The following is a 23,683-nucleotide window of genomic DNA, read 5'->3' on the forward strand; positions in this document are numbered from 1 at the left end:
AAATACACGGCAGAAGTCGTCGACATGACAGAAAAGAGCTTCTAGACTAGACATAGATGGGTTGGGGGTGCTGAGTTTATATATTTTTCAGCTTACTAGCCCCCGCCTTTTCTTTCCTCCCTTATCCCGAACTGACGTTACCTACTTAAAACTACATTCCCATAATTTCGTAACCGGAATCTACATAAATAATCTGACCGGTAATACCACTAGCAAGATCACTGGCTAAAAAAGCGGCCGTATTTCCCACCTCAATTTGTGTCACGGTGCGATGTAAAGGAGCGATTTCTTCCACATGATGGATCATATCAAGAATTCCCCCCACGGCCGAAGATGCTAAGGTGCGAATTGGACCGGCGGAAATACCATTAACTCGGATCTTTTGACCACCTAATTCGGCGGCTAAATAGCGAACACTCATTTCTAAACCAGCTTTTGCCACCCCCATTAAATTATAGTTAGGAATTACCTTGACACCACCGAGATAGGTAAGAGTGATAATACTTCCCCCTTCCGTCATCAAAGGTTTAGCCGATCGCGCTAGACGGGTTAGGGAAAAAGTGCTAATATCTAGGGATTTAGTGAAAGCTTCCCGAGGGATGGCGGTAAAATCGCCCGTTAAACCCTCTTTATCGGCAAAAGCGAGACAGTGAATCAAAATATCCAGTTTGCCCCATTTTTCCGCCACTGTAGCGAAAGTATCTTCTACCTGTTGGTCATTTTGGACATCGCAGGGGACATAAAAAGCGGGATTAAGTTCATCGGCCAATTCTCGCACTTTTTTCTCAAAACGGCCCTTTTCGTCGGGGAGATAGGTGACACCGATATTTGCACCAGCTTGATGGAGTTGTTGGGCAATTCCCCAAGCGATCGAGCGATTATTGGCAATTCCCGTCACTAGGGCGTTTTTTCCCGTTAAATCTAACATAGTTCTCGTTTCTCTTACAAAAATCTCCCCAATAGCCGACCCCAGCGAGATTCGGTATAATAGGGATACAGATAACGGGGCAGCAATGATCACCCCTCCCCCATTGTCTGGCAAAAAGCGCCCAAAACTTTTCCCAGTTTAGGCAGCGGTTATGTTTAATAGAGGTGACACTCGTTGCATAATAAAAACAATTTTCCCCTTTTTTGGATGTGAGATGGACTTATCCCTAATACAAGATAAACCCCTAGCAGATGTGTTCCGTCGAATCGGCAGCGGCAATTTCCCCCCGGTGGTGGAATTGTTCGAGCGTGGCAAAACGATCTTTTTCCCGGGAGATCCCGCCGAAAGAGTCTATTTTTTGCTGAAAGGAGCCGTTAAGTTGTCGCGAGTCTATGAAGCGGGAGAAGAAATTACCGTGGCTCTACTGCGGGAAAATAGCGTCTTTGGTGTGCTATCCTTACTCACCGGCCAGCGATCGGATCGTTTTTATCATGCCGTGGCTTTTACTCCGGTAGAATTACTCTCGGCCCCGATCGATCAGGTAGAAAGATCCCTCCGCAATAATCCCGATTTATCAATGTTGATGCTGCAGGGGTTGTCCTCGCGGATTCTGCAAACGGAAATGATGATCGAAACCTTGGCTCACCGGGATATGGGTTCCCGTTTGGTCAGTTTTTTATTGATTCTCTGTCGTGATTTTGGGGTTCCCACCACCGATGGCATCCGGGTGGATCTAAAATTGTCTCACCAAGCGATCGCAGAAGCGATCGGTTCTACCCGCGTCACTGTCACCCGTTTATTGGGAGAGCTGCGGGATCAAGAAATGGTCTCAATTTACAAGAAGAAAATTACCGTCCATAATCCCGTCGCTCTCAGTCAACAATTTACTTAAATTCTGGATGACTAGCGCTTATATTTTGGTTTTGGCCATCGTGGTTTTAGGTGGTCTGATAGCGGCGGTTGGCGATCGCATAGGGAGCCGTATCGGTAAGAAAAGGATGCGTTTATTTAATCTGCGTCCGAAACAAACCGCAACTTTAATGACGATTGTAACGGGAATTTTGATCGCCGGCTCCACTTTAATTGTCTTGTTTGCTTCTAGTAAATCCCTGCGTCAAGGGGTTTTTGAACTGGATCGCCTGTTAAATGAACGTCGTGCCGCTATCAAAGATTTAGAAAGTCAGGTAAGAAAAACCACCGAGCAAAAAAATCAGGTGGAAAAGGCTTTAAAAACGGCTAAAAGTGAACAGATAGCTGTGCAGAAACGTCTAGAGGTTCTTAACAAAAATTATCAAGCTTCTCGTCAACGTTTGCGATTAGTTTCGGGACAGTTGGAAAAGTTCCGCAAGGAAGTGGCTAATTTAAATAATGAACGAGTTATTTTAACTAATCAAAAGGCACAGTTAAGCAGTCAACGGGATCAATTGTTTCAACAAAAATCAATTCTTTCTAGTCAGATAAATCAACTACAAACCACCGTTAAAGTTAGAGATAAAGAGTTGGCTAATCAACAAAAGTTATTAACAACCAGACAAGCGCGACTTCAACAGTTGGAAACTCAACAAAAAACCCTACAGCTAGAAATTGATCGCCGGGATCAACGCATTGGAGAACTCGATCGATCGATTGTGGATAAAAATTTGGCTTTGGAACAGCGCGAGGGAAAATTAAAAGATTTAGAAACCCAAATGGCTTTTCTTAAGCGGGAAGTGGAAGTTTTAGAGCAATACTATCAAACCTATCAAGAATTGCGGGAAAAACAAATCGCTATTTTCCGGGGACAGGTGTTATCTTTTGGAGCTTTTCGTATTGTTGATACTCAAGCTATTGTCGCTGTTATTGATAAGTTATTGCGAGAAGCGAATATAAATGCTATCCGTGCCACCCAACCGAATCAGCCTAATTTTGACCAGCGTTTAGTTAAGATCACAAAAGCACAGGTAGAACAGTTAAGTCAACAATTACAGGACGGTAAAGAATATGTGGTGAGAATCCTTTCAGCAGGTAATTATGTTTTAGGAGAAACCGAGATTCGTGTCTTTGCTGATGTGGTTCCCAATCAAAGAGTTTTTGAGGAGAAACAGGTAATCGCTGCCGTTTCCATTGATCCCCAAAATATGACGGAAGAAGACCTACAAAAGCGTTTAGATTTACTCTTAGCTTCGGCTCAATTTCGCGCTAGAAGTGCGGGAGTTTTAGGGTCAATTCAAGTGGAAGATGGGTTATTAACTACGGTAGTTAACTTTATTGGTCAAGTGAAAAAGTCGGGTAATTCTATCGAGACACTTGAGGCAATTGCTGCTAGTAAAACTAATACTGCTGGCCCCTTAACTTTGCGTTTAGTAGCGGTAAAAGATGGTAAAATTATTTTTAGTACGTCTTCTTAAAAGATAGCTAAAGTTAGGAGTTGAGATTAAAATCAATTCCTTCGTAAATATCGGCAAGATTTAAGCTAATTCCTAAAGAATCTAGGGATATAATTCCCCTAGCTGGGGTGTATTCTTGCAGTAACCAATTATTCTCTGAGGTTTTGCTATAGGATTCTATTAGTATCTCTCCTTGACTGACGAGAAGATATTGGTTTAATTGGGGTATAGAACGATAATAACGAAATTTATCACCCCGATCATAACTGGAGGTGGAAGGACATAAAACTTCGATAATTAGGCAGGGATTTAAAATTTCATCGTTGCGATTATCACTCAATAATGGTTCCCCGGCAATGATCATTAAATCTGGGTATAAACCTCGATTATATTGGGGGATCCATAGACGTAGATCACTAGATTGAAGACGATAATTAGTTCCTCTTAAAGCTAATTTAAGCAGAACAATCAGATTAATGAGAATACTATTATGATTGATGCTTCCCCCTGTCATCTCGATAATTTCCCCGTCGTGATATTCGTGTTTAGTTTCTGCGCTAGTTTCTAGGTTGCGATATTCTTCTAAGCTGAGAATTTCGGGAGGAGATTGAGTCAACATTTTTACAGATTAGATATTCTTTTATTTAATCATAACACAATTAATGCTACCTATTTAATTCTAATTCCCCTTGGAGAAAATCAATAAATTGTCTAGCAGTTCTTCCCGATCGCCCATTATGTTGGGTTGCCCATTGTTTGGCACGAAATTCTAAGTCTTCTAAGCTAATTTTTAATTTAGCTAAACTTGCTAAATGATGCACTATTTCCAAATATTTTTCTTGATTAGCCGGTTCAAAAGTTAGGGTTAAACCAAAACGATCACTAAAGGATAATTTTTCTTGTACTGTGTCCCAATTATGCACTTCATCACTATCTTTTGGTTGGGGTCGATCGGCGAAAAATTCTCTGACTAAATGTCGGCGATTAGAAGTGGCATAAACTACGACATTTTTCGGTCTAGCGGTGACACTTCCCTCTAAAACAACCTTTAAAGCTTTAAAAGCTTCATCGTCTTCTTCAAAGGATAAATCATCGACAAAGATAATAAATTTTTGGGGCAAATCTCGCAGGATTTCAATAATTAATGGTAGGTCTTTTAATTGCGATTTTGCCACTTCAATTAAGCGCAATCCCTGACTATGATATTTTTGCAATAATCCCTTGACTAGAGAAGATTTTCCCGAACCCCGGCTGCCATAGAGTAGGACATTTAAAGCGCGATAACCTGCTAATAAAAACTCAGTGTTTTTAATCAAGGTTTCCTTGGGCATTTCATAACCGACTATGTCTTGAATCTGCACGGGATCGGGATGAGTAATTCCTTGTAATCTGCCTTCTTGCCACCTTAAAGCTTGATAACGGGCAAAAATTCCTGTACCACACTCACGATAATAATCGGCTAGATCTTCGACTAATTCCGGCCAATCTAAACCAGAATGTAGAAAACTTTCTAATTTATTGTCCACTTCCCAAGCGGGGAAACTGAGAAATTTAATTCGTTCAAAAATTGTCGAATTGCTGAGGCTATAAATGCTAGAATTATAGAGAGATTGGAGGATAGATAAATCCTGTTTCACGCCATTAATTAAAGATTCGGGTAACTCCCAAACACTTTTTTTCTGTACCTGTTGACTAAAGGGATTGTCATCTAATAAAATTTGTTCGACTAGAAAATCATTCCAACTAATATTTTTAGATGCTAAAGCTTGAAACCATTGACCATAGGCTTTTAGAAAATCGGCGATATTATCCGTAGATAATAGGGTAATAAATGCCTGGCCAATAGCATTATCAAAAACCCCTTGATACAAAACTAACAAGCTGACTTTTTGGTAAATTTCAGATATCATTTTTTATTCTCCACTAATAACTAACATTTCATGGCTGATTTTTTGTAATTCCTAATTCGATTTAATAATTGCCGTCCTGTAGCCAAGGGAATGTAAATCAGTTATTATTCTATCAAGATAGGGTAATCTCTGCAAGATTAAGGTTAAAAAAGGTAAAATGCCTACCGACTAATTCCCAAGATTTCTTGAGATGAGGTACAAGGTTTTCGTTTTGGGGAGACGGTTGATAATACCCTGTCAGGTTACACTTCCTCTTGATGAGAAACGTTATATTTGATAAAATTTAACCAATCTTGGATTTCCTGTCCTAACCAGAGACATTCATCCTCGCGGAGATTCTGACCGATAAGATAATAATTTTTAGCCGTCCGCAGACGAATCTGATAGTTACCTTCTGTGCCATTACTATGGAGAAAAATACCCCATAAATCTTGAGTTTTAAAAGCAAATTTTTTGTAGATAAAATTGAAAAGTTTATATTTAATTAAAACTTCTTGAGGGCTAAGAACTAATTGCATTTCTCGCAAACAAATAAAAGCAATTAGAGCTATAATAAAGGTAAGAATCGGGGAGATAAAGACTGTGATAGTAAGGACAATTGCCAAAGACCAGAGGGTAGGAGCATCAGAAGGCAGCTTAATTTTGGGGGGTAAATTAATCTCTAAATTATCCCGGTGTTTAGCGATACGGATGGAACTGTGGGGAGGTTTTGGTAATTTTTTAGGATCGATTAAACTTGATACTTGACGATGGTAGGGATGTTGAAGAAATTTTAGGGCTTCTCTGGCACTTTTAAACCGCTTTTCTACCGCTACATCGGTCATAGTTTCTAACCAATCGATTAAATCATCATCAATTGTCACCAGTTGGCGAAATTGAATTTTAGAGTCGCGGTGGGGCAGTTCTATCGGCACAATTCCCGTCAATAAATGAATTAAAGTCATGCCCAAGGCATATAAATCAGAACCCGGAACTGCTCGGCCCCAAAATTGTTCTAGAGGTGCATAACCACTCGTTCCCACCACAGTAAAAGTAACTCCCGTCACTGCACCGCGGGACTGGACTGCCCCAAAATCTACTAAATAAACGTTATTTTCCGAGTTAATAATTAAATTACTAGGTTTAATATCTCGATGTAATACTGGGGGCGATAATTCGTGCAAATAGATGAGAATTTCGAGAACTTTTTGGGCAATAGTCCGAATTACCGTAGGGGTGAAACGTTGCCCCCTTTCTAAGTGATCACTTAAGGATTCTCCCAGTATATAATCTTGTACAAGTACAAACCAAGGAATCCCATCACCTTGATTTTTATCGAGGGAAAAATAATCGCGATAGCGGGGAATACGGGGATGATGGAGAGAAGCTAAGACGGCTGCCTCCCGTTCAAATAATTTTAATTCTTCCCACTCCATCTGGGGACTAAAAGCGAGGAGTTTAATAATTACCGATTCCTGAGATAATACATCGGTAGCTAACCAAGTTTGACGACCGATAGCGGTATTTCCTAGTCGTTGTTGCAGTTGGTAACGTTCAGCTAAAAGAGAATCAGAAGTAAAGGTCATAGTGGCTTTTCCCTTATTTAGACCTGTTTTTTTTCAGGAAAACTGCTGTGGAGGTACTAATTAATATCGATTTGTTTTTTTGCTGTCCAACAAAGAGCGATTCCTTTTTCTTTATAGGAAGATTCTCCGACAAAGATAGGATATAATTCAGATTCACCACGATAGATAATTTCCTGACCATCAAATCCTAGAAAAATCGGTTGATTGGGTTGAATTGCCTGATAATCTCGTTGGAGAATCTGAGGATGTAACATGGCTTTAATTTCACCCTGTTCATCCCTAGGATAATCGATCGAGCCTAAACGTTGGTAAACTGTTAGGGATTCGCTGAAAGTATCGAGATGGGCAGCGAGATAATTTTCCTGTTCGATGTAGTCTAGGATTTGATAGATGAGTGTTTCGGTTTGACGAAAAAGATAGGGACAGATGACACCATGGTTAACCGGACCGATTTCGAGGGTAAAAGCTAGGGGACAAATTCCTTTCAGAAAATGATTTTCTTCCTCGCTGACGGGATGATAAATTAAGCGCACCTCAGGATTAATTTTAGTCAGATAGGTAAAGAGTTTTAATAGCCAAGGATGGGGGTTAGAATAAATAATCGCCAGCATCATGTTAGATGTGGTGCTGTGAATATCGATTAATAAATCGATGGATTTTTCTCGGATTTGTTGATAGATATTTTTCGCTATTAGTTGTTCATGTTGCCGATAATTAGGATTGGCTAAATCTGCTCGGTTAAAACAACGATTTAAATCCGTATCGATATATCTAACCCGTTGCTTTAGGGCTAAGGGATTAGCGATGAGAGTGTGGGATTGAAAACTGCTGCGAGCAATAAGATTAGCTGAGTTTTGCAGGTATTTAACCAAATAAGCGGGAGTTAGTTCATTGCCATGCACACCTGCAATTAAAGCCAGATTTTTAATAGTAGTTTTCTGCTCGATCATTTTTTATAATTTTTGAAAAGTTGTAATTATTTATGGTTTGCGGCAAAAAGTTTGTTGGTGGGGTTAGGAGACAGTTATCAGTTATCAGTTATCAGTTCACTGAGAAAACTCCCCACACCCCACACCCTACACCCCACAACCCACCCCTATAACTGATTTAGAAAAACCAGCCGTAGGAATGAAGACCTTTACCTAAAAGATTCACCCCTAAATAACATACCCAAACCACAACAAAACCACTGGCTGCTAGAATAGCCGGTTTTCTTCCCTGCCATCCCCGGGTAATGCGGGCATGGAGATAAGCGGCAAACACTAACCAAGTGATTAGCGCCCAAGTTTCTTTCGGATCCCAACTCCAATAGGAACCCCAAGCTTCATTCGCCCAAACCGCCCCGGCGATGATACCGATAGTGAGAAGGGGAAAACCAAGACCAATGACCCGATAACTGATATTATCGAGGGTTTCCGCCAAGCTGAGACGTTGGGGCGAAAGGGTCGTCATCGCTGTTAAGGTGGGAGTTAAAAGGGCGGTTGTGGCACCGTTAGCCGTTTCCATGAAAACTGGCGCGGAAAGAGTGGTAGATAACTTATTTTGCAGACGATAGGCACCCGTACCCACGGAACTGCCTTTTAACTCGATATTTTGACCTCTAGTGACGATCAGAAAAGCGATCGCCATCAGGGAACCCACCATCAAAGCAGCATAACTTAACATCATGACGCTAACGTGCATCATCAACCAATTCGATTTTAAAGCCGGAACCAAGGGCGCCGAAGTTTGCATTTCCCCTGGTAAGGACAAAGTGGCAAAAGCGGTAATCCCCATGGCTACAGGAGTCGTCACCACCCCCACCAGGCGACTGCGGCTATTGTACTCAGCAATTAAATGAACCGCAGTTACACCCCAAGCGAGAAAGAATAAAGATTCGTAAAGATTGCTAATGGGGAAATAACCCGCTTCTAACCAGCGCGCCCCCAATAAAGCGGCGATACAGAGGTTAGCGATGGCCACTCCCGTGCTGCCCAGGCCAGGCAACAAAGGTATGCTAGGAAAGGCTGCCCCGGCCCAATAAACCAGCATGGTTAAAAACAGGACTAAAAAAGAAGTGTTATCGAGAAAGTTCTCTAAGCTAACTAAATTCATGGGATTTCTCTCGTTTGTCGCTCGCTCGCTACCAAGTATTCCATCCTCTATCCTATCCCATCGGTAAGGCGATCGAGACAGGGAATTGTTAGTATGAACTTTGTATTTTCACTCTCACCCACCCTAAAAATTATGGCTAATCAAGAAGATAATCAATTTTCCTGGTCGCGTTTGCCGCGGTTAGGCAAAATCCTGCTCATTTGTTCTGGTGTTGCCGCTTTAGGCTATTTTCTTATCCCACGTTCCTCAGAATTATCCAATATTCCCCTCGAACCCTACAGCGAATTTATCAGTAAAGTGGAACGGGGCGACATCAGTAGGGTCAGAATTGGCAATCAAGTAATTTATTATCAATTAAAAAATCCTTTAGAATCCCTGCCTATTCCGGGTAATCCCCCCGTTAATCCGCCAGAATCAAGTAATCCCCTTCACGGTGATTCTAGTTCTCTGGTGGGCAAACCGAGCAGTAATCTAGTCTCCGGACGAGTTTTTGCGACGATTCCAGTCGATAACCCCCAATTACCCCAACTATTACAGCAAAAAGGCGTAATCTTCGAGGCGATTCCCGTGGCCGAAGACAGTTGGATCAGCACTCTCCTCGCTTGGGTGGTTCCCCCCTTAATTTTAGTCGCCGCCATGCAGTTTCTGTTCTATCGCAACGATGACACGCGTAAATCGCTGCTTTTTAATAAAAATCTCGCTAAAGTTTACGGAGACGGCGAAAAATATCCGATTACCTTCAGTGATGTGGCCGGGGCCGAGGAAGCAAAAACCGAGTTAAAGGAAATTGTCGAATTTCTCAAGGATGCCGAGCGCTTTAATAAAATTGGGGCGCGTATTCCTAAGGGTGTTCTCTTAGTCGGACCGCCGGGGACGGGGAAAACTCTCTTAGCGAAAGCGGTCGCGGGGGAAGCGGGAGTGACGTTTTTTAGCATTTCGGCCTCGGAATTCGTGGAATTATTTGTCGGGACCGGGGCAGCCCGGGTGCGGGATCTATTTGCCCAAGCGAAGAAAAATGCCCCTAGCATCATTTTTATTGATGAATTGGACGCGATCGGTAAATCGAGAAGTTCGGGATCGGGAACTAGCGGCAGCAATGATGAGCGCGAGCAGACTTTAAACCAACTTTTGACAGAAATGGACGGTTTTAGCCCCAAAGAAGCTGTCGTCATCGTTTTAGCCGCCACCAATCGCCCAGAGACTCTTGATGCCGCTTTATTACGTCCGGGGCGCTTTGATCGTCAAGTTTTGGTGGATCGTCCCGATTTAGCAGGAAGATTGGCAATTTTGGAAATATACGCCCAACGAGTCCAGATGGGTGAAGATGTTAACCTCAAAGCGATCGCCACCCAAACCCCCGGTTTTGCCGGGGCCGATTTAGCCAACCTCGTCAATGAGGCTGCTCTCTTGGCTGCCCGCAATAATCGGGAAAAAGTCAGTCAAATTGATTTTAAAGAGGCGATAGAAAGAGTTATCGCCGGCTTAGAAAAGAAAAGTCGGGTTTTATCGGAAAAAGAAAAGAAAATCGTCGCTTATCACGAGGTCGGCCATGCTTTAGTCGGCGCTGTCATGCCTGGAGGTGGTCGGGTGGAGAAAATTTCCATCGTTCCCCGGGGTTTATCCGCTTTGGGTTATACCCTGAAAATTCCCACGGAAGACCGTTTTTTGATGACAGAAACCGAATTTAAAGAACAAATTACTATGTTATTGGGCGGTCGGGCTGCTGAAGAATTAATACTTGGCAGTGTTACTAATGGCGCTTCCGACGATTTACAAAGGGCGACGGATATTGCGGAAAGAATGGTGACAATTTATGGTATGAGTAAATCCTTGGGTCCCCTAGCCTACGATAAAACGGGACAGGCTAATTTTTTAGGTAATAATCAGGGTAGTCCCCGGCGTTCAATCGGGGAAAATACTGCGAAAGCGATCGATGAAGAAGTGAAACAAATTATCGACGCTAGTTACCAAAAAGCCCTAGCAATTCTTAGTCACAACCGCAATTTATTAGAGTCCATTACTGCTAATCTTTTGACCACGGAAGTAATCGAAGGAGAAGAATTGCAAGAATTCTTAAATCAAGCGCAAATGGTCTGATCAATCCTCATAAATAGTCGAGAAGATCTAACTTAAGGAGAAGACAGGATCAAAGCATTAGAAAATTGATATTTCCCTGCTTTAACGGTTAATTTTCCCTTTTTCCATGGCAAAGAAACGGGAGAGTTATCTCGACTTAAACTGTTATAAAGGGCGAAATTTTTTGACCAATCGTGCTTTTGACCGTTACGAATTAACATCGGCAGTAGATTGACTTGATTATAGGTAAATTGTAAACTCTGCCCTTGACTGCCTTTAAATAAAACCCTGCCTTGCTTAATTTGAGTTAAATTTACTTGACTTTTTTGCTTAAATATGCCCTTAAAATTCTCATAACTGCCCTGGGTTGCCGCTTCCCCCACTTCCAGAGCAAAACCCGCATAATTGTTACCTGTGGGTAAAGCTTGGTAGGTGTTATCATCGGGATAAGGGGAATTAGGAATCTCGATCATTTCAGGAGAAGAAAGATTTATTAATCTCAGGGCTAACCAAGTTTTTTCTAATTGAATAAACCAGATATTATCATCTTTTTCTACCTTGGCCGTTTTCGGTAATTGCCAGAAAAAAGCTTGATCTGCTGGTCGTAACCAGATTAAAAGATTACGATATTGTCCGATTTCATCCCCAGGATTTTTGCCCGGTTTTACGCCATTTTTGCCAGTGTTAGCCACAAAAAAATCCACACCTTTATGTTGATTAAAGGCCATTAATTTAAACGGGGCCACATCGCCATCGGGAAAAGTTCCCGCCAGACTACCCATTTGATAACTAGCCCCAATAAATTGAGTTTCCCAATAACCCGGACTTTGATTATTGCCCGGTTTCCAGTTTTCATACAAGGGTTTACTGGCGAGAATTTCTACCGGTTTATTAAAGTTTTTTCGGGCTAATTCCATCACCGCTAAAGGAGGACGATAACCACTGGTAATTAGATAAAGAGAGTCCAATTCCGGGCGATTATTGGGGACAGGGGTATCACCAAAATATAACCAAAAAGTGCGGGCAGAATCCGATCGCATTACCCCATTACTACCACCATAATCGCGTTTTACTGGACTGCCCCAACCACCGCGATAATATTTAACACTAGCGGCCATGGCTAACCAATCTAAGGCCATTTTTGCCCATTGTTTAACTTCCGTATCTTGAGCAAAATCGTAGAGATTGAGATAGGGAGCAAAGGTGTGACCGTGATAAACTTCTGAATCCCATTCTCCCATGCCGATGTTATATAAAGCCGAAACGTAACGCTTAATTTTACTTTTATAAATTTGACGAGTTGCTTCATTGCCGGTTTCTTCGGCCATCAGATAAACTGATGTTTCGCGCATCGCCCGCAGGTTATCAGTATTGCGACTATCTACCCATAAACCCCGTCTTGTTATACTCCAATCATTACCCGTTCCTTGGCCGGTACCGTGGATAGGGTGAGGCCGTTGTAAAGGGTCGGTTTCTGTCCAAATTTTCGCCGCATTATACATTCTCTGACGATAAACTGGATCGAGATACTTTCCGAGAAGAAAATATTTTCTAATTTGTCCTTTCAGGGTAAAAGAAAAATAATAATCTATATAATCAGTGTGGGCCTGTTCTGCTGTTTGTGGGTCATCCTGCTGCAGGAAATCTAGGGCTTTTTGCCGGTTTCCTGCTAAGAAATCAAACATGGCCATAGGATAGGATCTTTTCTCGTTTTCTCCCCACAAATTGCCATAACTTTCTGCCTTAGCAAAATGGTTAATAACTTGCTTGGCCCTTTGTTGAAATTCCGCCTCTAATTCTGGTGTCCAATCGTTAAGATATTGGGGTTTAACTTCGGCAACGGGGAAGGAAGCGATCGAGTTTTGAGAAACAGAATAGAGGGAATTAAAGCCAATAGTAAATAGGGCAATTATTCCCGCTAAAATTAGATATTTAATTCTAGATCCAATCGTCATCTTCGGCAAATTCATCGATGTTTCCTTGATTTTCTGGGGACTGAGGTTGATTCTCTTTATCTAATTGTAAAGGAACCGGTTCAGGAGCGATAATTTCTGGTAATAATTCTTCGGGTTTTTGACCATCTACCTCCACCACAATCATTTCCGTGACGGGAAACCAAAGTATCCGGCCTTGATCATCACAAACCGTCAGCGATCGAGATTTATCTGGAGTCTCGGTTGCGAAGAAATCCCCTAACATTTTGGTGGGTAAAATATTCTTACTTTCACCCCCACTAACTCCTAGTAATATATATTCGTTACCTGTGTTCAAATGTTGGACAATAATCGCCATAGTTAAAAAATTCAGTCAATGAAATGTAAGTAGTCGTGTAAAATAAATTTCCTAGGGAAGATAGGCAAAAGGCAAGAGGCAAGAGGTGGTTAGATATGTGTAATTAATTTTGCTTAGGTACTTACCTATTGATAGTTGACTCTTGAATGATAGCTTTCAGCCATGAGCTTTCCGCTGATAACTGATAACTGATATAGCGGTGTGCAGTCGTATGAAGTACAGTGTCACGAGCTATAAACCATGCTAGGCAAGGCTTGGTCTGTATCTCACTCAAGCGCTTACCGCTATAACTGATTACTGATTACTGATTACTGCTTAACTTGACTGCCGTGACTGCGAGGATCGGTTTGACTAGCACCCGCAAGGACATTAAAATCAGAAGACTGTCCCGTAGTGGTGGCATAGGGTAGGGTAGAATTAGTTAAAAGTGCCTCTAAATTAGCAGTTAAAATTGATTTTGGCTGTTCTCCGATCGCTTGGGCAACTGGTTGTCCTTGATTATTTAAAAAGACAAAATGGGGAATACCATCCACACGATAACGGAGAATTTCCGGCAACCATTTATTATTATCAACGTTGAGCATGACAAAATTAATGGCATTACCGTATTGTTTTTTAATTTCGGCAATTTCAGCGGCCATCGCCTGACAACTGGTACACCAATTAGCATAAAATTCTGTTAGGGTGGGTTTACCATTGCTGAGGGCAAGATCGAAAGGTGTCGCTTTTTCCGCTTGCGCTTCCAAAGATACAGAACTAGCGGTGGTTTGAAACCCGAAGAAAATCGCTACACTAAGGATAACTGCCGTTACTGCCAGCAGCAGATTTCTGATTTTATTGGTGGGTGTGGTGGCTGTCATGGATAGTCTCTCAAAAATTATTCCTATCCTATCCTATCCTCATGAAAAAACGAGTTACTCTCACTTTTCCCAAAAAAGCCGTCCATATGCCCGTTACCTATCGACTGGCGAAGGATTTTAACGTCGCCGCTAATATTATCCGCGCCCAAGTTGCCCCCAATCAAGTGGGAACATTAGTATTAGAATTATCGGGAGATATCGATGAGCTAGAAGCGGCGATCGAATGGTTACAATTACAAAATATTGGCGTTTCCCAAGTTAGTCGCGAAATCGTCATCGATGAAGAAAAATGTGTCGATTGTGGGTTATGTACGGGAGTTTGTCCCACGGAAGCTTTAACCCTTGATCCCGAAAGTTTTCGTCTCAAGTTTTTGCGTTCCCGTTGTGTGGTTTGTGAACAATGTATCCCCACTTGTCCCGTGGCGGCAATTTCTACAAACTTGTAAAGTAGCAGTTATTAAATTAATTTTTTTGCCCATTTAAATAATAGCCGTCTCTGGAGATTTTAAGCCTTCATTTGTCTCCAACGCGGTTAATCGTCACAAATATCCCAGTTTCTTTCTACATAAAGACCCTTTCTCCGATACCATAGTTAAAAAGAGATTGCTGACTCTGGCCACATCTGTGGGGATTACATACCATTAATCATGGTTTTTTTGCAAAAAATACAAAAAACTTGACATGACTTCTGCCGTTCCTCGCCTTTCCTATCCTGATAGTCCGATTGCTGATCTTCGCGGCCTCTATAACTTTATCCTCAACCCGCAACTGTTAGCCGCAGAAAAGGGAAATCCGTCGATCGTTAGTTTTTGTCAAAAAATTTCCCCCGTTGATCCCCTAGAAATTCTCTCTCGGATTGCCTCTAGCTATGCCACCCATTGTTATTGGGAAAATCCCGAACAAGAAACCGCTTTTCTCGGCTACGGCATCGCCTTTACTGCCACTTTCCACGGCAAACAACGTTTTTTAAAAGCTCAAAAATTTATTGAAAACTGTCAACAAAGAATTATTAAAATTGATAACTATAGCGAGATTACTCCCCGCATCTTTTGTAGTTTCACTTTTTTCGACTCGGAAAGAGCTACCCCCTTTCCCTCAGCTACCCTAACCCTGCCTAAGTTTCAAATTATCAAAAAACAGTCGGAATATTTTTTCCTTACCAATCTCCTAATCACCAGCGAAAAAGAAATAGAAAACTCCCTCGAAGAAACTATCAACAACCTCAAAATTATCCAAAATAACTCGAGCAATTGCCGACAAAATCCCCACCAGGATTCCTGTAGTTACTATATTCATCCTACCTATAATTTTCAAGCGGCTGTTGCCGATGCACTCCAATCTATCCACGCCCAAAATTTTAGCAAAATTGTCCTCGCTCACGCTCTTGACGTGATTTCTCCCCGTCCTTTTCATCTGGTAAACTGTCTCGATAATTTGCGTCAGCGTCATCCCGATTGCTACACTTTTTCCCTCGGCAATGGACGGGGAGATCATTTTATCGGCGCTAGTCCCGAACGCTTGTTAACTGTCCATCAGGGGCAATTAATCACCGATGCTTTAGCGGGATCCGCCCCCCGGGGAGAAAATGCGATCGAAGATGCTCTTTTAGCCAATAAACTCCTCGCTAGTGAAAAGGAACAACGGGAACATCGGGCCGTTAGTGACTTTATTAACCAAAAACTGCGACAAATTGGCTTAAATCCGCAAAATTCTCCCTCTAGATTGTTAAAACTCTCCAATATTCAACATCTCTGGACTCCTATCTATGCTAAACTAAAACCCTCCATCCATCCCCTCGAAATTGTTGCCCAACTACACCCCACTCCTGCTGTTGCTGGGGTTCCCACCGAGATCGCTTTAGCACAAATTCGTCATTATGAAACCTTTGATCGCTCTCTTTATGCCGCTCCTTTGGGTTGGATCGATTGTCAAAATAATAGTGAGTTTATTGTCGGTATTCGTTCGGCCTTAATTGAAGGCAATCGAGCGCGATTATACGCTGGTGCGGGTATTGTTGCTGGTTCCGATCCGGAAAAAGAACTAGCAGAAATTCAGCTTAAATTTCAAGCTCTCTTAAAAGCTTTAACCTAAACTATAGCTTTTCACCGAACCAATAACTTAAATAAGCCTAATTTACCCTTAAAAGGCGGATATTTTAAAGCGGGATTGAACCAAAGAGGTGTTTTCATAATCGCTTTTTGGTGACTAAAATTCTCAAAGGAAAAACGACCATGATAGCTACCAATACCGCTATTTCCTCGACCACCAAAGGGTAAACTAGGATTAGTAAAATGAAAACTATTGTTATTAATACAACCTCCCCCAAACTGGACTGATTCTAACCATTTCTTTTCGGTTTTTGCCTTAGTAGTAAACAGATAAAAAGCTAGAGGGTTAGGGTTTTTAGCAATAATTGCTAAAGCTTCCTCAAAAGTGCTAAAGGCAATGATCGGTAAAATTGGACCGAATATTTCCCCTTGCATAATAGGAGCATCGAGGGAAACATTAGTTAATAAAGTTGGTTGAATATATAAATTTTTTCGATCAGTTTTGCCTCCAAAAACAATCTCACCATCTTGGAGAAATTCAATCAAGCGATCAAATTGTTTCTCATTAATTATCTTACCATAATCAGCACTTAATCTGGCATTTTCACCGAAAAAATTAACAATAGTATTAGCTAATTCTCTGATCAAATTCTCCTGCTGGGATTGATGTACCAAAACATAATCAGCTGCGATACACATTTGACCACAATTCGAGAATTTTGTCACGGCAATGCGACGGGTTGCCACGGAAATATTAGCATCAGCTTCGATAACACAGGGACTTTTTCCCCCTAATTCTAGAGTAACGGGAATTAACTTTGCTGCCGCTAGTTGATAAATAATTTTTCCTACCCTTGTACTGCCAGTAAAAAATATATGATCAAAGGTAAAACTGTCTAACATATTCGGAATTACTTCCGCACCATCTCCGGGTACAATTAACACATATTCTTCAGGGAATATCTCTTTAATTATTTTAACTACTAATTTTTCCGTCGCTGAGGCAAACTCACTCGGTTTTAATACCGCACAGTTACCGGCAGCAATAGCACCAACTAAAGGTACTAATAACAATTGGAGAGGATAATTCCAAGCACCAATAATTAAAACCACTCCTAAAGGTTCCTGGATAATTTGACTAGAGGAGGGGAAATTTAAAAGATTAGTTTTAACAGTTTTGGGTTGCATCCATGAGCGCAAATTTTTTAAAGCGGTATTAATTTCCACCAAAAGGAAGCCATTTTCAGTAATCCAACAATCTTCGGGACTTTTCTTTAAATCGCTATATAAAGCTTCATAGATATCCCCTTCATATTTAATGATTGCCTGTTTTAACTTCTCTAACTGCTGACGACGGAATTGATAGGAACGAGTGGCACCACTGGCAAAATACTGACGCAATTTGGCTAATTTTTCTGAGTTTGACAGCATCGAAATAATTCCCAAGTTAATAATGAAATTCTACGGCATCCACTGGGGACGAATTCCCTCTAGAGGTAATTCAATTAAATCAGATTTACTTGCTTTTACTCCATCTTGTAGGGGAGGAATTAACATCCACAAACGACCACCGATAATTGTCTCTCCTGAATCGGTAGTCAGGGGATTAGTGGGATTACTATCATAACTGGTGCGAAGTTGATCAAAAATAATCGCTAAACTATCGGGAGATAAACTAATGTGAATATCACGATAATCGGCTAATTCCAGTAGGGGAGTCACTTGACCAGTCTTCACATCTATTTTAGCAAAATAGGGTTTTTCTTTGTACTCTTGACTGTTAGTAACTAACTCGGTTAACAAACAATACAAGTCACTACCAGTGGCATTAAATTGACAATCTATAATCGAACCTTGTAGATTGAGTAAGCGTTTTTGTAATCCTTGATTATTGACATAAAAAAGCGATCGAATATAACGCATTTTAGCATTATCAGTATTAAAATTCACCATTGCCGCAGCTGTACCATCAGCAGAAAAATTCAAAATTCGCCCAAATTTTGGTAAAAAATCTAGGGGTTTTGTTTCGGTTTTTAAAGGCAAAAGGGCGATTCCTTCCCCCTGGGTGACAGCTAAAGTTTTACTATCAGGTGCGATCAAAAATTCTCCGCCTTGGATGTTTAATTGTTGGGGTTTTTCCCCCGATTTAACTGCCCATAAATCGAAGTTAATCGGATTGCGGCGCTCAATTCTCTGCACGACAATAGTTTCCCCATCTTTAGCTAAATCAAAGTGATTATTTTGATAATCTTTATTGTCTAGCACTAACTCAATTTTTAGAGGCGATTGACTGCTATCAACTTGGTAAAGCTGCAGTTCACGAATTCCCTCTATCCCCCGATTTTTCGCCACGGCCGAAAAGAGGATTTTTTTACCATCAGGATAGAATTCAAAAGCCATAACGGTCAAATTTGCGGGGGTTAAGAGGGTTTTCTTCTCCTCGGTCAAGTTATAAAAAATTAATCTTCCCTGTTCTTCCCCATTAGTGCCAATATAGGCAAAAGCACGATCCCGACTTTTAAATTCTCTTTCAAAAATTGCCAGGGTTTGTCCTAATCGATTACCGCTGCGAAATTGTTCTCGCGCACCTTCAATTTGCAGATGATATTTCTCTCCGTAGGGAATGGGAGAAGTGAGGGTATAAGCTAATCGTCTTCCGGCCCAACTAAACTTCCCCGGCAGCGCAGGATCGATAACTAGATTTTTTTCTACACTAGCATGATCCATCGGGCGATCAAAAGTGATAATAAATGCTTGATCTTCCGCTCCAATTTCTCGATTTTCCCAGCTAAATTCCTTGACTCTTGGACCGGTTTGTAAAAGACATTGATTACCACAGCTATTACCCAACCAAATTAAGCCACCAATTACTAAGGTTAGCGATACAATTAATGTTATTGCTAATTTATCAATCGGTTGTAATTGTAAGGTCTTGATCATTATAGTAGATGGTTAGTAACAACAACTGCTCACTGATAACTGTTAACTGTTAATATCCGTAGGGATCCGCAGGAGTGGGTATAGGTTTCACGGATTTGGCCTTAATTACTAATTGTCTTCTGGTGGTTGATTTTCCTCCCTCTATGGGTAAAGATTCCGTGGCCATTTCTCCGGTGATTTCTAACCAAGTATCATTGGGATATTGACTGCGACTTCCTGATAGTTTCACTGGCAAACCCACGGGATAAGCATCCACAGCACAACAGGTAAGAATAAAGCGACTAATTAATAAATAATTATCGGGTAATTGGGGCAATTGCACCACAAAACCTGTGACTTTTACCGGTTGTCCTGTGTAGGCATCAGGTTCGGGGTAAGCATTCAAAGTTCTTACCCATTCAATTAAACTTTTTTCCTCCGGTTTAACGGTAGTGCCAAAGGATTGAGTTTGCACGCGAGTTAGGGGTAAAGATTCACTAATTCCCCTCTGTAATGCGATTTGACTGCTGAGGGGCTGCGGGGCGATAAATAGGCCTAAAAGGGCAGTGATTACTAATAAACCTGAGCCAAAATGTTGAGGAAGAATGGTAATATGCGATCGATTATCGTTACTATCTAAATTAATCTTTTTTTGCCACTGCTTTAATAATGTCCAAAGCTTGACTATTCCCAGAACAAATAAAGCAATACTGGTGATGAGAACCAGAAAAAAATAATTAGGATGGATCAGTAAATTTAACTGTCCAGTTATCCAGTATTTAAATAGTAACGAACCCCAACCGATTAGGGCAATAATATCGATAAATTGGGGGGCGATTATTTTTAGACGTGATGAATTCATGGGAAAAACTATCCAGGTACTGACCTAAAATAAATAACTGTGAGCCAAGGTGAGTAAAAAAGTCATTTGCGCTGCTAAAGCAAAGAGATAAATTAACATTCTCGGTTTAAAAATAGACAACATTAAACCAATCCCTTTCAGGTCAATCATTGGACCGAACACTAGAAAAGCCAGTAGGGAACTACTGGTAAAACTAGAGGCAAAGGAGAGGGCAAAAAAAGAATCAACCGTGGAACAAATCGAAACAATTACCGCTAACAGCATCATGGCCAAGATCGAAGTAATCGGATCCTGACCCAAATTAAGAACAAATTCCCGGGGAACAAACACCTGTAAACCGGCCGCTATAGCACTTCCTAAGATTAACACTCCTCCTAATTCGCGTAATTCCATCACCACGTTTTCCAGAAAAGTTAACCAGCGCCTTTTCATCGGGATAGCTTGCACTGCTGGTAGGACAGCAGTAGCGGCAAAACTTTCGTCTAAGCGCAAAGTTTTGCCAGAATTACCGATCAGAAAAGAACCGGATTGTAGTAGTAGTGGGATAGATTCTTTTTCTGGTGTTTGCGGTTGCCAATTGAGACTTTTTGCCAAAGAGGTTTGGAGGAGCGGTCGGGGATCTTTTTGGATACTAAAGATAATACCGATAACCGTAGCGATGAACAAAGAAAAGATAACTCGATAGAAAACAATTTCCGGTTGATCGCGAAAAGCTACCCAAGTGGACCAGATAACAATCGGGTTAATTGTCGGCGCTGCTAAGAGAAAACTAACCGCTACTGCATTCGGCATTCCTTGCACAAGTAAACGTCGCGCCACCGGCACATTGCCACACTCGCAGACGGGAAACAAAAAACCAATACATCCCCCCACAAATGCTCCTAAAACAGCATTTCGAGGCATCAAGGCAACTAGGCGACGTTCATCGACAAATATTAAAAGAATACTAGAGAGAATCACCCCTAGCAGTAAAAAAGGCATCGCTTCCACCAACAGGCTCAGGAATAGGGTAAAGGCATTTTGTAGTTGACTCATCTATCCTCGCCTTGGCAATTAGAGGTTTAGGGGTAAAGACTTAGGAACCCCAGAAAAAGGTTCATCAGTCCGCTCCCCGGCTTTTTAACATTTTTTTAATATATCCGATCGAGTGACTTCTGTGTTGTCAGGGGACAGGTTTTAGGTTTTGGGGTTTTGGGGTGTTAGGGTTTTAGTTGAAATTCCCCCACTTCCCCACTTCCCCACTTCATAATTCATAATTCATAATTCATAATTCCCACTCTCCCATCACCTCACACTTAGAGGACTCGATTAAGCTTGCCGCTTTGATAACCTTCTAGATCGAGGGTGACATAGATAAAGCCTAATTTTTGCAGATCAGCGACTAATTCGCTTAAATTTGTCCGATTAATAAAGTCGGGGATTTCTGCTGCTGGTAATTCAATCCGTGCCGTATCACCGCTCGATCGCACCCGTAATTGACGATAACCTAATTTTCGCAGATAAATCTCCGCCCGTCCGACTCTTTGCAATTTCTCCAGGCTAATTTCCTCCCCGTAGGGAAAACGGGAACTTAAACAGGGTTGCGCCGGTTTATCCCACCAAGGTAAATTTAAGTAACGAGATAGTTGACGAACTTCGCTTTTTGTGATACCAATTTCCGCCAAAGGTGAACGAGCGCCGCGCTCCCTAGCGGCTTGGATCCCGGGACGATAATCCCTTAAATCATCAGCATTAACGCCATCGATGACGTAGGAATAACCACGAGCGAGAGCGAGGGGTTTAAGGGTGTCGTGTAGCTCACTTTTGCAGAAATAACAGCGATTAACGGGATTACTGGTGTAATTGGGGTTATTCATTTCCTCGGTTTCCACCAATTCATGCCGAATACCGATATAATCGGCCTGAGCGATCGCTTCTTCTAATTCTTCCGGCAGTAGGGAAGGGGAAACCGCCGTAATTGCCAATGCTTGACTCCCTAGCAGATCATAGGCCACTTTTGCCACTAGGGTGCTATCCACGCCCCCAGAATAGGCAATCAGAGCTTTTTCGCTGGTTTTTAAGAGGTTTTGTAATTGTCCGAGTTTATCGAGTAATTGACTGTCCATGGCGGCGATTTTGGCAACTGGTTTAGGGAGACCGTTTTTTATTATATGCCGTGCCGTAATTAATCAGGGCTACCCCTCGATTAATAGACTAACTAAACGAGGTGATAAATTGTGATCAAAAAGTAATTTCATTAGTTAACTAAAATGGTTTGACGTTCACGCTCGGCGGCATAACTCAAACAGGCTAAAATATCCGCCTTGGTTAAGTAAGGAAAATCTTCTAAAATTTCCTCATAAGTCATTCCCGAAGCCAGATAGGAGAGAACATCATAAACAGTAATTCTCATTCCTCTAATACAAGGTTTTCCGCTCCTTTTTCCCGGTTCTATGGTAATAATATCTTTGTATGACATAATGTTGATTAACTGGTGATCAAATCTAAAATTGATGATAGCATTTCGGGGCAACCCCTCTGTAGTTGCCCCTGCCAAGGATAATTTATCCCCGACGACGAAGGGAAGCGGCACCCAACGCACCAACAGCGATTAAACTCACTATACCACTAGGTTCCGGGGTTGATACAGCACCGCCACCAGTAGGGGTGATATCCCCATTAAGAGCCACAAACCCACCCCCGGCAACATTAGCGGAGTTTTCACCAAGGAAGAAGACAGCATCTGACTGAGCATTCAGTCCATAGAGACGGAACTGCACCGGTCCGGTTTGGGGTGCTAAACTGCTTAGGTCAAAGCTGTAGGTATTAAAGCTATCTGTTAGGCTAACTTGTGTCCCTAAATTATTGGTGAACCCATCAACACTAGAGCGCAAGACCAAATTTAGCTGGTTTTCATCATGCTTCGCATTGAGTTGCAAGTTAGTAAAATCGACTTGAAAACCTGCACCAGGTTGGACGGCAAATTCCAGGTATTGGCTAGTATTAACAGTGCTACCTGTATTCCATGAGCCAGTTGAGCCATCTGAAGCAGTATTAAGACCGCCAAGAGCAAAATTGAACCCTACAAATTTTGAGGATAAATGACGTATCCCGGCGGTGTTTAACCCAGTGCTGGTTATATTCGTGCCAACCGTATCCGCCGCTTTGGGGTAAGATGCCCCATCAGTGGTAAATTGATTCCAACCAGCTACTATTGCCGCTTGAGCAGGAGTAACCCCAGCCAACCCCATCAGAGTCAAGGGGGTTAAAATTGTCAGTAATTTTTTCATGGATTTGATGGCCATAATTAGGACAGAAATATGGTCATATTTAACGCTAGTTTTGCGCCAATATCCCACAGCAAAAAGTATCACAAGGGGGGGGAAGTCAAGGGTTATTTAATCATAATTTTTTATTGATTTTTATATTTAAGATAGTTCTGGTTTATATAAATATTTTTGACTGGTTGCAAGGTTATAGCTTGGAATGCAGATAAGCGAGGTTCTACCTCTACTTATTTCTTTGACCGAAATTATCACCTTCGCTCCTAGGTTCCCCCGCAATAAATTGACCTGGTGCATCTTACATTTGCAGGAATACCGACAATCAGCAGTTTTTAATAACCGGATTTAGTGTAATTTAGGTAGGGCTTGCTGAATAAATGTGAAATGTAGGCAAGGTAAGGTTTTTGTGGCTTTTCTCGCTCCCACAGGTGCAAGATTTTGAGAGAATTGTGCTTCCAAACCTTGCGTCTTCATCGGCCCGCGTCCTGTAGGGGCGAAGC

General features: G+C 41.7%; 21 protein-coding genes. 5 read left to right on the top strand and 16 right to left on the bottom strand.

Annotated features, from left to right (window positions below):
* Window positions 1-151 precede the first annotated feature (151 nt).
* Window positions 152-928, bottom strand: coding sequence for an enoyl-ACP reductase FabI (fabI, locus tag IM475_RS13530; RefSeq protein ID WP_002760333.1), 777 nt, complete (start codon window positions 926-928; stop codon window positions 152-154).
* Window positions 929-1,142: 214 nt separating this feature from the next.
* Between fabI and ntcA the strand changes: the two genes are divergently transcribed.
* Window positions 1,143-1,820 carry a global nitrogen regulator NtcA gene (gene ntcA, locus IM475_RS13535; protein WP_002793163.1) on the top strand — a complete coding sequence of 226 codons (678 nt, stop codon included), beginning with the start codon at window positions 1,143-1,145 and terminating at the stop codon, window positions 1,818-1,820.
* Between the two features lie 7 nt (window positions 1,821-1,827).
* A complete protein-coding gene (locus IM475_RS13540; RefSeq protein WP_287727912.1) occupies window positions 1,828-3,315 on the top strand; it encodes a DUF3084 domain-containing protein in 1,488 nt (495 codons plus the stop codon).
* 13 nt (window positions 3,316-3,328) lie between these two features.
* Here IM475_RS13540 and IM475_RS13545 read toward each other — a convergent pair whose 3' ends face one another.
* The 5 genes from IM475_RS13545 to ccsB form a co-directional block, all read right to left on the bottom strand.
* Window positions 3,329-3,913, bottom strand: a complete 585-nt coding sequence (locus IM475_RS13545; RefSeq protein ID WP_287727913.1) for a Uma2 family endonuclease — start codon at window positions 3,911-3,913, stop codon at window positions 3,329-3,331.
* Between the two features lie 46 nt (window positions 3,914-3,959).
* Window positions 3,960-5,204 carry an ATP-binding protein gene (locus IM475_RS13550; protein WP_287727914.1) on the bottom strand — a complete coding sequence of 415 codons (1,245 nt, stop codon included), beginning with the start codon at window positions 5,202-5,204 and terminating at the stop codon, window positions 3,960-3,962.
* A gap of 242 nt (window positions 5,205-5,446) precedes the next feature.
* Window positions 5,447-6,769, bottom strand: a complete 1,323-nt coding sequence (locus IM475_RS13555; protein WP_287727915.1) for a serine/threonine protein kinase — start codon at window positions 6,767-6,769, stop codon at window positions 5,447-5,449.
* A 56-nt stretch (window positions 6,770-6,825) separates the two neighbouring features.
* Entirely contained in the window at window positions 6,826-7,719 is an 894-nt protein-coding gene (locus tag IM475_RS13560) for an aspartoacylase (protein WP_287727916.1), read from the bottom strand.
* Between the two features lie 157 nt (window positions 7,720-7,876).
* Window positions 7,877-8,863 (bottom strand): c-type cytochrome biogenesis protein CcsB, encoded by a 987-nt coding sequence (gene ccsB, locus IM475_RS13565; protein ID WP_287727917.1) that lies wholly within the window; start codon window positions 8,861-8,863, stop codon window positions 7,877-7,879.
* Window positions 8,864-8,995: 132 nt separating this feature from the next.
* Between ccsB and ftsH the strand changes: the two genes are divergently transcribed.
* Window positions 8,996-10,960 (top strand): ATP-dependent zinc metalloprotease FtsH, encoded by a 1,965-nt coding sequence (gene ftsH, locus IM475_RS13570; protein ID WP_287727924.1) that lies wholly within the window; start codon window positions 8,996-8,998, stop codon window positions 10,958-10,960.
* 32 nt (window positions 10,961-10,992) lie between these two features.
* Here the strand turns inward: ftsH and IM475_RS13575 are convergent, their stop codons facing one another.
* From IM475_RS13575 to IM475_RS13585, 3 genes are all read right to left on the bottom strand, one after another.
* Complete coding sequence (locus IM475_RS13575; protein WP_287727918.1) at window positions 10,993-12,909, bottom strand: hypothetical protein; 1,917 nt, start codon at window positions 12,907-12,909, stop codon at window positions 10,993-10,995.
* Complete coding sequence (locus IM475_RS13580) at window positions 12,878-13,231, bottom strand: hypothetical protein (protein ID WP_287727920.1); 354 nt, start codon at window positions 13,229-13,231, stop codon at window positions 12,878-12,880. Before IM475_RS13580 ends, IM475_RS13575 begins: the two co-directional genes overlap by 32 nt.
* Window positions 13,232-13,539: 308 nt before the next feature.
* Window positions 13,540-14,091, bottom strand: coding sequence for a thioredoxin family protein (locus IM475_RS13585; protein ID WP_287659241.1), 552 nt, complete (start codon window positions 14,089-14,091; stop codon window positions 13,540-13,542).
* 41 nt (window positions 14,092-14,132) lie between these two features.
* Between IM475_RS13585 and IM475_RS13590 the strand changes: the two genes are divergently transcribed.
* Both IM475_RS13590 and IM475_RS13595 read left to right on the top strand, forming a co-directional pair.
* On the top strand, window positions 14,133-14,537 hold the full coding sequence (locus IM475_RS13590) for an NIL domain-containing protein (RefSeq protein WP_004163818.1): 405 nt from the start codon (window positions 14,133-14,135) through the stop codon (window positions 14,535-14,537).
* A gap of 235 nt (window positions 14,538-14,772) precedes the next feature.
* A complete protein-coding gene (locus tag IM475_RS13595) occupies window positions 14,773-16,182 on the top strand; it encodes an isochorismate synthase (protein ID WP_287659242.1) in 1,410 nt (469 codons plus the stop codon).
* A gap of 11 nt (window positions 16,183-16,193) precedes the next feature.
* Here IM475_RS13595 and IM475_RS13600 read toward each other — a convergent pair whose 3' ends face one another.
* The 7 genes from IM475_RS13600 to IM475_RS13630 form a co-directional block, all read right to left on the bottom strand.
* Window positions 16,194-17,570, bottom strand: a complete 1,377-nt coding sequence (locus tag IM475_RS13600; RefSeq protein WP_287727921.1) for an aldehyde dehydrogenase — start codon at window positions 17,568-17,570, stop codon at window positions 16,194-16,196.
* 30 nt (window positions 17,571-17,600) lie between these two features.
* Complete coding sequence (locus IM475_RS13605) at window positions 17,601-19,079, bottom strand: Ig-like domain-containing domain (RefSeq protein ID WP_287727922.1); 1,479 nt, start codon at window positions 19,077-19,079, stop codon at window positions 17,601-17,603.
* 49 nt (window positions 19,080-19,128) lie between these two features.
* Window positions 19,129-19,920 carry a TIGR03943 family putative permease subunit gene (locus tag IM475_RS13610; protein WP_287727923.1) on the bottom strand — a complete coding sequence of 264 codons (792 nt, stop codon included), beginning with the start codon at window positions 19,918-19,920 and terminating at the stop codon, window positions 19,129-19,131.
* A gap of 24 nt (window positions 19,921-19,944) precedes the next feature.
* On the bottom strand, window positions 19,945-20,955 hold the full coding sequence (locus IM475_RS13615) for a permease (RefSeq protein WP_045359294.1): 1,011 nt from the start codon (window positions 20,953-20,955) through the stop codon (window positions 19,945-19,947).
* Window positions 20,956-21,215: 260 nt separating this feature from the next.
* Entirely contained in the window at window positions 21,216-22,025 is an 810-nt protein-coding gene (gene larE, locus IM475_RS13620; protein WP_287659248.1) for an ATP-dependent sacrificial sulfur transferase LarE, read from the bottom strand.
* Between the two features lie 131 nt (window positions 22,026-22,156).
* Window positions 22,157-22,378 (bottom strand): DUF433 domain-containing protein, encoded by a 222-nt coding sequence (locus tag IM475_RS13625; RefSeq protein ID WP_002750124.1) that lies wholly within the window; start codon window positions 22,376-22,378, stop codon window positions 22,157-22,159.
* Between the two features lie 85 nt (window positions 22,379-22,463).
* Window positions 22,464-23,189 carry a PEP-CTERM sorting domain-containing protein gene (locus IM475_RS13630; RefSeq protein ID WP_287727925.1) on the bottom strand — a complete coding sequence of 242 codons (726 nt, stop codon included), beginning with the start codon at window positions 23,187-23,189 and terminating at the stop codon, window positions 22,464-22,466.
* Window positions 23,190-23,683 lie beyond the last annotated feature (494 nt).

The organism is Microcystis sp. M061S2, from assembly GCF_020245605.1.
In the GTDB taxonomy this organism is placed as follows: domain Bacteria; phylum Cyanobacteriota; class Cyanobacteriia; order Cyanobacteriales; family Microcystaceae; genus Microcystis.